At 24.7% G+C, this 11,084-nt stretch carries 9 protein-coding genes; all 9 read left to right on the top strand.

Features of this window, described 5'->3' with window-relative positions:
• Nucleotides 1–914 precede the first annotated feature (914 nt).
• The 9 genes from HSACCH_RS07520 to HSACCH_RS07480 all read left to right on the top strand — a co-directional run bounded on the left by HSACCH_RS07520 (nucleotide 915) and on the right by HSACCH_RS07480 (nucleotide 10,449).
• Nucleotides 915–1,826 (top strand): hypothetical protein, encoded by a 912-nt coding sequence (locus tag HSACCH_RS07520; protein WP_005488952.1) that lies wholly within the window; start codon nucleotides 915–917, stop codon nucleotides 1,824–1,826.
• Between the two features lie 192 nt (nucleotides 1,827–2,018).
• Nucleotides 2,019–3,299, top strand: coding sequence for a hypothetical protein (locus HSACCH_RS07515; protein ID WP_005488951.1), 1,281 nt, complete (start codon nucleotides 2,019–2,021; stop codon nucleotides 3,297–3,299).
• A gap of 145 nt (nucleotides 3,300–3,444) precedes the next feature.
• Nucleotides 3,445–4,329, top strand: coding sequence for a hypothetical protein (locus HSACCH_RS07510; protein WP_005488950.1), 885 nt, complete (start codon nucleotides 3,445–3,447; stop codon nucleotides 4,327–4,329).
• A 163-nt stretch (nucleotides 4,330–4,492) separates the two neighbouring features.
• Nucleotides 4,493–5,689: a hypothetical protein gene (locus HSACCH_RS07505; RefSeq protein ID WP_005488948.1), complete on the top strand. Its 1,197-nt coding sequence runs from the start codon at nucleotides 4,493–4,495 to the stop codon at nucleotides 5,687–5,689.
• A 318-nt stretch (nucleotides 5,690–6,007) separates the two neighbouring features.
• Entirely contained in the window at nucleotides 6,008–6,307 is a 300-nt protein-coding gene (locus HSACCH_RS07500; protein ID WP_005488947.1) for a type II toxin-antitoxin system Phd/YefM family antitoxin, read from the top strand.
• Between the two features lie 20 nt (nucleotides 6,308–6,327).
• Entirely contained in the window at nucleotides 6,328–6,630 is a 303-nt protein-coding gene (locus HSACCH_RS07495; protein ID WP_005488946.1) for a type II toxin-antitoxin system RelE family toxin, read from the top strand.
• 220 nt (nucleotides 6,631–6,850) lie between these two features.
• Nucleotides 6,851–7,585, top strand: coding sequence for a hypothetical protein (locus HSACCH_RS07490; protein ID WP_005488945.1), 735 nt, complete (start codon nucleotides 6,851–6,853; stop codon nucleotides 7,583–7,585).
• Nucleotides 7,586–7,726: 141 nt separating this feature from the next.
• Entirely contained in the window at nucleotides 7,727–8,854 is a 1,128-nt protein-coding gene (locus HSACCH_RS07485) for a PIN domain-containing protein (RefSeq protein ID WP_005488944.1), read from the top strand.
• Nucleotides 8,855–9,048: 194 nt separating this feature from the next.
• Nucleotides 9,049–10,449 carry a KAP family P-loop NTPase fold protein gene (locus HSACCH_RS07480; protein WP_005488943.1) on the top strand — a complete coding sequence of 467 codons (1,401 nt, stop codon included), beginning with the start codon at nucleotides 9,049–9,051 and terminating at the stop codon, nucleotides 10,447–10,449.
• Nucleotides 10,450–11,084 lie beyond the last annotated feature (635 nt).

Here is an 11,084-nt window from a genome sequence, read left to right as displayed (position 1 = left end):
AATAAGTTTCATGAAGATAGCAAATTCAATATATCAATGAGAAGCACTGCAGCAGATAATATTAATTTAATAAAAGAAGAGAGATCTTAATTAAATATTTTTGATTAATATTTAATGTTAATTTTTAATAAACTACAAATATAAAAGCCTTATTGTCCATCATAAAGTTTTGTAAATCTATATGAAGTAAGTTTCGGGAAGATCTAGAATTTTAAGTATCAATGAGAAGTATAACAGCAATAATAAATAATAGAGAAGTAAAGATTTTTACGCCTAACAGTCACAGTTGTGACATTAGGCTGGGTCAAGTGTCTTTATTGCTTAGAAGTTTCGAGATGGATTGACAAGATGCCCTTTAGAAAATCAAAAAAGAGAAATAATGATTAAACCTGTTACTATGCAGGTATTTTTTTCTTTTACATGAAGTATATTAATAATAAATCGATTTCTGCAAGTAAAACTAAATTAATAGATTTTTATTCTGCAATAATAGGGAATTTTAGTTTGCAATTTTCAGGAATATTAATTGCAATCCTTTAAAGTTGGTAAAAATATTATGAACTTAACTTCGTGAAGATCTAATAATTTAGTGATAAAAGAACAATTAATTCAATTAAACATACTCATTAGAGCTTTAAATGAGTATGTTTAAGAGTTAATGACTATATTTATTCAGAAAATCAAAATAATAAAAAAGAAAAAATTAAAAGAGCTGTCGTTTAACAGTCGTATAACATGGGATTGGCGTCATGCCTTCTGTCACAAAGCTTGCAATAATAGCTGCAAGAAATTTGGAAGGCAAGCTTTCCGCCAGTTCCTGACGGAATCAGGCACGAGCGCAAATCCCAGTAACGTTATCTGAAATCGGACATAATGTTTTAAATATTCAACTATTACTAGAGGAGTTAAAACAAATGGTAGATTTATTAGGATATTGTTCCAAAATCTATTATATTATTATTAGTGTTTTTAATAATAGAGAATTAGCAATTGGATCTTGGATGTTAATTTTTATAATTATTTTATTGCTAATAGATGAAACTAGAAAACCAATTTTAAAGATTTTTAGTATTATTTTCAATAAAACTTTTTTTGTTTGGTATATATCAATGTTTACTTATTTTATTTTAATGATTTTATTTCTTTGGCAAATCGGTTTTTGGAATCTAAATCTTCTTAAGGGAACAATATATTGGTTTTTAGCTATTGGTATTACTTCATCATTTAGAGCAGTTGATAAAGCTAAAAATATGAATTATTTTATTAATTTTGTTAAAGACAATGTAACAATCTTTATATTGATTCAATTTATAATTAATTTACATACCTTCTCATTTATCATTGAGTTTATACAAATTTTTGTAATTACTGTTTTTACAATTACATCTGAATTTATTTCAAACAATATTAAACCAAAATATGAAGAAGAGGAGTATCAATCAACTAAAAAGATTTTGGATTGGATTTTGGCAATTTTAGGTTTTACTATTTTCTTTTTTTCTCTTAAAGAAACAGTAATAAATTTTGAGGATTTAGACATTATTGATTTTAAAAATATGGTCTTACCATCCATTCTTTCTGTTATGTTTACTTTATATATTTTATTTTTAGTATTGTATGCAGCTTATAAATCTTTATTTGTTCATATAAAAATTTCTAAAAATATAAAAACTAAGGTTTTGTTATATTTAAAGTTAAGAATTTTTATTTCTTGTAATATAAATATAAAAAAGATAAATAAATTTATTTTAGAGAGTGGAATTATGAATAGAAAAATTGATACTTTTAAAGATGTAAATGAATTTATAGAAAGCTATAAAGCATAAAATAATCATTAATTTTATAAAAAATGTCCGACATCAGATAACATGTGATTGGCGTCATGACTTCTGTCATAAAGCTTGCAGACTAACCAATAACGGATATGAAAATGCAAGCTTTACGCCAGTTCCTGCGGAACCAGTCACGAGCGCAAATCACAGGGACGTTATCTGACATTATTTTAAGGAGGAATAAATATGAACAAAGAAAAGTTTATAGAAATAATAGAGAAAATTGATAAAGATTTAGAAGTAATTGAAAGAGATAAAAAATTTGAGTTTAATTATTGGGAAAATATTTTTAATTTAGAATATGAAAAATTTAATGAAATTATAGCTGAAAAAGATAAAAGGACTACTATCAATACAATATTATATAATGAAAATTCATATGAAGTGTTATTAAATTTTGAGAATAATAGACGTATACCTTTTAGTATTATGGTAAGAGAAAACAAAATTGAAATGATAGATTCTCAAAATAAAATAGAATATTCAGTATCGAGACCTTCTGATGAATATTTACTTTTTTTAATAGAACATCTTTATAATGAAAACTTATTCAATGATTTTTTACATAGTAATTATTATCCATCAAGACATGTGAGAAATAATATGGAAGATGTAGAAGATGTTTTTGATTTTATGAGAAAATTATTTAGAAGAATGTACACTCTAAAAATAAAAACTGAAAATGATATGAAGATTAATAAATTTTTAAAATTAAGTAATTCTACTATTTTTCATATCGCTTATAATTTGGAGATACCCGTTGTTGAAATAAAGAATTTTGATGAATTTTTAAATATGGAAAGAATCCATAGAATAAGAAGAAATAATAGTTCTGAAATGGAAGCACCTAAGAGAAATTATAAAAAAGATTTAGTATATCATTATCAAATGGCAATTTCCAGTGATAGCGCTTTTCTACAATATATTTCTTTTTATCATATCATCGAACATTTTTTAGAAAAAATTTATAATGAAGAATTAATTAGCTTATTACAAAATGAATTATCACATCCTGAGTTTTCATTAAAACGTGAAAATGATGTAAGAAAAATAATTAAAATTATCAATAAAAAATTAAGTATAAGAAAAGAGGAACTTGTTATTAATGAAAAAGAAGCTGTAAAACTAACAATAGATAAATATGTAAAAACAGAAAATTTAGTTGATAATCTAAATGAATATAATGATGAATTGGTTGATTATTACAAAGATAAAAAGGTTATTTTTTCCGGAGGACATAGAGTTAATTTATTAAACCCTAATAGACAACAAATTATTAGTAATTTAGCTAAAAGAATCTATTATACAAGAAATTCTATAGTACATAGTAAAGATATCATACATTCTAAAGGAAATAATAAACCTAAGTATGTACCTTTTAAGCATGATAAACATTTGATAAAAGAGATTCCTTTAATAAGGTTTGTTGCTGAAGATATTATATTAAATACATCTGAAATAATATAGCAAAAATAACGTCAGATAACAAAATATTTCCGGTTTCGCTGACGCTTCATCTAAATCTATCAGACTAAGATAAAAGCTATCTAAGTCTGATAGACTTCGGAAATACGAAGACGTTATACGAAATGCGACTTTTAGGGGGAAAACCATGAAAAAGTTCTTACTAAAAATATTGCCTTATGTAGCATCAATAACTGTAGGTGCAATATTATTTTTTATCAGCGGGAATTTAGTTGGAGATCTAAAAGTTTTATTTTTAAGTTTATCTGCTTCTTTTTGGTCAATTCCATTAATTTATTTGTTTTATAATCTGACTAAAAAAATATCTCATAAAAAATTAAATAAAGAAGTTTTTGATTATGCTAAAGTTAAAATTGATACGGAAATGTTATCTATTTTAAATAAATTATTAAAAATTGTTTATCCTTATAAATATCATGATTTTAGTTTTTCTGGAATAAATAATTTTCTTTCATTAGATCAAAAACAAATTGAGAATATGTTAAGTGAATATAATTATATTGGTTTTCAAATTTTTAAAAGATGGGATTTTAGCGAAAATAAATTCAATGATATATTAGAAAATCCTTATATATTAAATAAACTAGAGGATAATCAAATAATCGCTATAATTCAAATAATTAAAAGTTTGAGATCTTTAGAATTACTACATAAAGAAGAATCAATTTATGAAAATAATCTAGAAGAAGTTTCAAATCACAAAATAATAAGTGGAAAAGAATTAAATGAAAATAATACTGAACACCCTGAAAGATTAGTTTTATTAAAAAATATTCAAGACAATAATTTTTTAGTGCAGGACTTTGGGGATTTTAAAAACAAAAATAAAGATAATTTATTGAAGTTATTCTCTGTTAAAGATAAACATTTAGAGACTTATTCTAAAGCTATATTCCATGTTGTTACTAAAATAAATAAATGGGTTGAAGTTTCTGGAAATGAGTTTATTATTGATTCAAAAATGTTTAAGATTAATTCTGAAAAACCGAAGAAAAAGTCGCACATCGTATAACATGGGATTGGCGTCATGCCTTCTGTCATAAAGCTTGCAGGCTAACCAATAACGGATATGAAAAAGCAAGCTTTACGCCAGTTCCTAACGGAATCAGGCACGAGCGCAAATCCCAGGGACGTTATACGAAATGCTTATATTAATAAAAAAAGGAGGTTCAGTTATGGATGAGGAAGAAAATAATCAAACTCCAAAAAATAAATTATATAAAAAAATATTAAAAGTTATTAAAGATTTGATAAGATTACTCTTATGGTTGGATATTTATTCTATACTGTTTGAATTTAATTTTAATTCTTTTAATAATATAGTTCTATCCAAAATAAATATGATTTCAATTTTTGGAGGGACTTTTTTATATTTCATAGTTTTAATTTTAAGGAAAAATAGTTTTTTAAAAAGCATAGGATATGTAATAAAATTTTATCTAGGCTTTATTTTATTTATTCCCAAACTAATCTTTTTTGTATACAAATTAATTAGAACAATTTTTAATTATTTTGCAGAAATAATGAAGATACCAGCTAAAATTGAAGCAAAAATAATTATTGGTATCCTTTCTATTTTAGCAACTTGGACAATTTTTAATTATGAAAACACTTATATATTATATTTTTCAATGTCAATCATTGGATTTGGTTTGTTAACTTCTTGGTATTCAATTTTTTCTTGGACTACAAATCCATTAATTTTTTTTGATATTTTAAATAAAATGATTAATAAAGGATGGAAATGGTATAATAGTCATATGACAAATAAAAATAAATATGAGTTAAAAGAGAAAGAAAAAATAGAAGAAAAAACCGAAATATTAAGATACGTATATGGTGTATTGAGATATTTAAAGATCAAAATTATAGATGGATATACAGACAAAGGGATTAAAGTTTATTTAATAAAAAAATTTTTATTAGTATTTCTATTTATTATTATATTAACCTCAGTAGGATTTTCGTTAGAATATTTTGCTTTATATAAAATTGACAACAATAATATAATTGGTATTGGGAGTAATTATACGGATTTTTTATATTTTAGTATTATTACTTTTGTAAATATGGACTTTAATATAGTTGAATTGAATATACCAATAGCAAAATTCATCTCTATAATTCAGATTTTTTCAACATTGTATATACTAACGATTGTAATACTGATGTTTACTTCGATAACTGAAGAAGCAGCAAAAAATAAATTAGATGAATTTGAATCTGATATTGAAGAAATAGAATCTGACATAAATAATATATTTAAAAGATATTATAATATAAAACTAAAAATAGATAATGAAAAATTAATTAATATCGATGAAAAGGATAAGGACTTCGAAGATATTGTTAAAATAATGAATATAAATTAAGGCAATAAATAACAAGCACTTCGTATAACATGGGATTGGCGTCATGCCTTCTGTCATAAAGCTTGCAATATTATTCTGCAAGGAATATTAAAGCAAGCTTTACGCCAGTTCCTGCGGAACCAGGCACGAGCGCAAATCCCAGTAACGTTATACGAAAGATCTGGTTTAAAAATCCTTATTCAATAAACAATAATTTTAATCAAAATACCTTTATAAATTAAAACTAAAAATATTACAATTGATTTTACATAAAATTTAATGTATAATTTAATTAAGATAATCATTTATGAAATATTTTAATTTATGGAGGTGCAGATAATGGTTACTTTAAGAATTGATAGAGATCATATGGTCTCATCTTCTGAAATTGTTCGTAATTTTAGTAAAATGTTAGATAAAACAAAAGAGTCCCCGCTATTTATTACCAGAAATAATGATATTGAAGGTATTATGATGGATATTGAGGAATATGAAATGTTACTAGAAAAAATAGAATTTCTGGAAGATCAATTAGAAGATGCCCATATTGAAGAGATTATAGCCAAAAGAAAAGAAAACTTTGATCTTAAAGACGCAGTAAGCGAAAAAGAGATAATGGATTTATTAGATAAAGAATAGATTTTAGGGGGCTTAAGTTGATGAAGCTTAAATTTCATCCTGAAGTTAAAAATGATATTGATAATTTAGATGGAAGTGTTAAACCGAGACTTAAAAGTACACTTAATAAAATTAAAAGATCACCTGAATTAGGAAAACCACTTGGAAATAAAAGTGGAATTGATCTATCAGGTTGTTTAAAAATCTACTTTTATCGGAAAAAATATAGAGTTGTTTATCAAATAATGAACGAAGAAGAAGTTATGGTTTGGTCTGTTGGTAAAAGAGAAGATCAAGTTGTTTATATAAGTGCATATAAAAGAATACTTGAAAAGGGGAGATAAACCCCTTTTTTTATTTATAAAAATTTCTAAATTTTATCAAAAGAGCAAACCAGCTCCATCGTATAACATGGGATTGGCATCATGCCTTCTGTCATAAAGCTTGCAGACTAACCAATCACGGATATGAAAAAGCAAGCTTTACGCCAGTTCCTGCGGAACCAGGCACGAGCGCAAATCCCAGTAACGTTAGACGAAATTAATATAAAGGAGTTGGAATTATATGAAAAGATTTTTAAGAATGCTTTTGAATAATAAAATGCTTTTAGTATTATTACTAATTTCTATATTTATTATTATTTCTTTTGGTGTTACCTATAATTGGGAAGCCATTATTAATTTAAATGTTGAAATTATAAATTATTATTACAATATTTTAGTAGACTTATCAGTTGGTTACATAATAAGTTTAATATTTTATTTTATCGTTGTATATATACCTGAAACAAATAAAAAAGAAAAAATAGAAAAAGAAACGTATTTACATTTTTTAAGATTAAACACTCACCTGAGAAATCTTATTTTTTATATAAAAAGAACTTTTGATTATAATGATAAAAATGGTGATTTTTTTGGAAAAAAATGGGAAGAAATATTTGAAAACATATCAAAAGAAGAAGTGTTTAGATTATTAGAAAGAGATGTAAGCAGTATTCATTATATAGCTAAACATGAAGAATTATTTGAGGAGTCTAGTGAAACAAAATCTTACTATCAAGAAATAGTATATTACACAAACAAAATTAATAACTTACTTGATGAATTAAATCCTTATATATTTTTCTTAGAAGATCTAGAACTAGAAATATATACATCTTTAAAAACTAATCTTTTTTTAGAAAATGTAGATAATTTAAATGTTGATACAGGTGTTGTTGGATTACTAGAATGGAATTTACCTAAATTAATTGATGAAAAAAACAATTTGTCACACCTACTAGAAATAAAAAATAGTTAATATATTAACTTCGTCTAACATGGGATTGAAGATTCCGCTTCGCTCCATGCAAATTCATTCACTAAGCGCAGTCGCGCTAAGTTCATGAAATTCTTAAATCCCAGGGACGTTAGACGAAATTTAGATTTTAGGAGGTAAAAGATGACATATTTAAAGAATAATAAAGAAGTTGATTTTACAAATTATAATAAAATTTATATATATTTAGATACTAATTTTTTTATAGCAAATAAATTTAATCTTGATAATCCTGTTACAAAATCTATAAAAAAAATAAATAAACATATAGATGTATCTATTTTGATTCCTGATGTAATATTACAAGAAATTTTACAAAAATATAAAAAAAAGAAAAATTTTTTTATAAATAATGTAAAAAGAAATAGAAGATATTACCGTTCATGTGATAATGATCTTGTTAATAAATTTTTAGAAAATATACGGTCATCTAATATTGAAAAAAGTATATTTAATTTAGAATTTATTGAAAAAAGGAAAAACACCGAGGATGAATTCAGGACAGGTGTTTATAATACTATTTATGAATCACCTCCTTCTTCTGAAAATAATGATCAAACTGTTGATAGTATTTTTGTGATTACTGTTTTAAATGATTATGAAAATTCCAAAGAAAATGAATTATATATTTTTCATTCTGAAGATAAAGCTTTTTTTAAAGGAAATAGTACTATATTTAAAAAAGAAATATCAGATGAATTAGAAGATAGTAATGGAGATTTAATTACTATAAGAAATAGAAAAAGCTTAAGAAAATTAATTTCTAAAAATGAAGAATACATTATTGAGTTAAATAAAGAATTAATTAAAGAGTATAAAAAGTATTTTAAGTCAAAATTGAAAATCAAAGATACTTATTTTGATATAAATGATTCAAAAATTATAAATGAAATTTCTGATTATCTTTGGGATTATATTATTAATAACTTAGGATACGAATATGAAGGAGAATTCGAATTAATTTCAAATGAACAAATATATTTCAATAGATATCCATATGAAGAATATGAAGATGCTTTGCTTGAGAAAATAGTTGAAGAGCAGTACCTAGAAGTAATAGTATATTGTAAAAATATAATAACTTCTAGTAACTCAGAAACTGTAAAAGTTACTTTACCTAAAGAAATTAAATTAAGTCTTATTTTTAACATTGATATAGATATTTTGGTTTCTAAGGAATTTTCAGATATTCAAGATGAAACATATTTTGTAGATATTGATAAAATAATTGATGATAGAATAAATGATTAAATTGTTATTATCTAAACTTCGTCTAACATGGGATTGGCGTCATGCCGTCTGTCATAAAGCTTGCAATATTAAGCAGCAAGAAATATAATGGCAAGCTTTACGCCAGTTCCTGCGGAATCAGGCACGAGCGCAAATCCCAGGGACGTTATATGAAATCAAACTTTATAAATAAAAACGAACAGGAGGATACTTAATTGAAAATAAAACTAAATAATATAAACATAGATAAAAAGAACCCTTTCAAAGAAGATATTTTAGAAAGAAAAGAAAGTGTTGAGATATTGACTCAATTAATAAGCGAAACTCAAGATTCATTAGTTTTAGCAATAGATTCACTTTGGGGTACTGGCAAAACTACTTTTGTTAAAATGTGGCAAATGCATTTAGAAAATAAAGGGTTTTCAACTCTATATTTTAATGCCTGGGAAAATGACTTTAATGACGATGCTCTTATTGCTTTGATTGGTGAAATTGAAATTGCAATAGATTCTTTTGAAACAGAAAATTCAAAACTTGATAAAATTCAATATAATTTTGAAAAAATTAAAAGAGCTGCTTCAGTTTTAATTAAAAATTCAATTCCTATTGCTCTTAAATATGCTAGTGCAGGAGTTTTAGATTATGATGATTTGACTGAAAAAGCAATCGGAGAAATAACAGAAAAAATTGCAAAAAATGAAATAAATAAATATGAGGAATCAAAACATATTTTAACTGAATTTAAAGAACACTTAGAGAATTTTGCTAAAGAAATTACAGATTCTGAAAAACCAATCGTATTTTTTATAGACGAATTAGATCGTTGTAGACCTACATATGCATTACAAGTTCTTGAAAAAGCAAAACACTTCTTTAATGTGGAAAATATTGTTTTTGTATTAGCTATTGATAAAAACCAAATTGGTAATTCAATTAAGGGGATCTATGGTTTAGATATGGATGTTGATGGATATTTGCGGAGATTTATTGATTTAAATTATCATTTACCTGAACCTCCAAAAGGCGCTTTTGTTGAAGCTTTATTTAAGAGATTTAATTTTAATAAATATTTTGAAGAAAGAACTAATCAATCATCCAATTTTAGAAATGATAAAGAACACTTTGTTTCTATTTTTTCAGAATTATTTTCTATACTTAACTTTTCTTTAAGAATACAAGAACAATGTTTTACACAAATTAGCTTAGTATTTAAAACAACACCTGTAAGTTTTAAATTATACCCAATTTTATTAGCAGTCTTAATATCTATAAAAAATTATAATCTTGATCTTTATAAACGATATATTAATGGAAACATCGATTCCAATGAAATTATGACTGAGTTATTTTCATCTAAAGAAGGAAAAGAATTTTTAGATAGTCATTATGGAAATGTAATTGAAGCATATTTAATTTATTATGACAGCACTGAAGTTAAAGAACAATTAATAGAAAAATATAGAGATATTAAAGATAATCAAGACATAAATAAGGATACTTATAGGAAAGCAGAAAAAATCATAAGTATAATTAATGATCTAGATTTTGCTGTAGCACATAATGTTAAAGATTATGTAGTAAAAAAAATTGAGATAATGGATAGATTTCAAAATTAAAACTTTAGTTTGACTTCGTATAACATGGGATTGGCGCCATGCCCTCTGTCATAAAGCTTGCAGATTAACCAATGACGGATACGAAAAAGCAAGCTTTACGCCAGTTCCTAACGGAACCAGGCACGAGCGCAAATCCCAATAACGTTATACGACATTAAACTAGGTGGGTGCGTTTCAGCGTAGAAAGAACGAGATGGATTTGTAAAACCCTCTCGGGTAATTCAAAACCAAATTAATAATAATTAAACCATTAATTTTAAATTATTTGGTTAAGATCAAAATAATTCTTGAACAAATCGCTTTTTAAAAATGTCAGGTGTAAAGTCTTAATTAACGAAAAGTGTAAAAAGTTATTTGTCATTAAAATTTTCTGCTGTAAATCTTAATGAAATAAGTTTCATGAAGATAGCAAATTCAATATATCAATGAGAAGCACTGCAGCAGATAATATTAATTTAATAAAAGAAGAGAGATCTTAATTAAAATATTTTTGATTAATATTTAATGTTAATTTTTAATAAACTACAAATATAAAAGCCTTATTGTCCATCATAAAGTTTTGTAAATCTATATGAAGTAAGTTTCGGGAAGATCTAGAATTTTAAGTATCAATGAGAAGTATAACAGCAATAATA

The organism is Halanaerobium saccharolyticum subsp. saccharolyticum DSM 6643 (assembly GCF_000350165.1).
In the GTDB taxonomy this organism is placed as follows: domain Bacteria; phylum Bacillota; class Halanaerobiia; order Halanaerobiales; family Halanaerobiaceae; genus Halanaerobium; species Halanaerobium saccharolyticum.
Note: the sequence above shows the minus strand (reverse complement) of the source record. Positions and strands in the feature narration are given on the sequence as shown.

Bases quoted from the DNA above. Each gene is read 5' to 3' on its own strand.
- HSACCH_RS07510 (WP_005488950.1), top strand. From the start codon at position 3,445: ATGAAAAAGTTCTTACTAAAAATATTGCCTTATGTAGCATCAATAACT.
- HSACCH_RS07515 (WP_005488951.1), top strand. From the start codon at position 2,019: ATGAACAAAGAAAAGTTTATAGAAATAATAGAGAAAATTGATAAAGAT.
- HSACCH_RS07485 (WP_005488944.1), top strand. From the start codon at position 7,727: ATGACATATTTAAAGAATAATAAAGAAGTTGATTTTACAAATTATAAT.
- HSACCH_RS07490 (WP_005488945.1), top strand. From the start codon at position 6,851: ATGAAAAGATTTTTAAGAATGCTTTTGAATAATAAAATGCTTTTAGTA.
- HSACCH_RS07520 (WP_005488952.1), top strand. From the start codon at position 915: ATGGTAGATTTATTAGGATATTGTTCCAAAATCTATTATATTATTATT.
- HSACCH_RS07500 (WP_005488947.1), top strand. From the start codon at position 6,008: ATGGTTACTTTAAGAATTGATAGAGATCATATGGTCTCATCTTCTGAA.
- HSACCH_RS07495 (WP_005488946.1), top strand. From the start codon at position 6,328: ATGAAGCTTAAATTTCATCCTGAAGTTAAAAATGATATTGATAATTTA.
- HSACCH_RS07505 (WP_005488948.1), top strand. From the start codon at position 4,493: ATGGATGAGGAAGAAAATAATCAAACTCCAAAAAATAAATTATATAAA.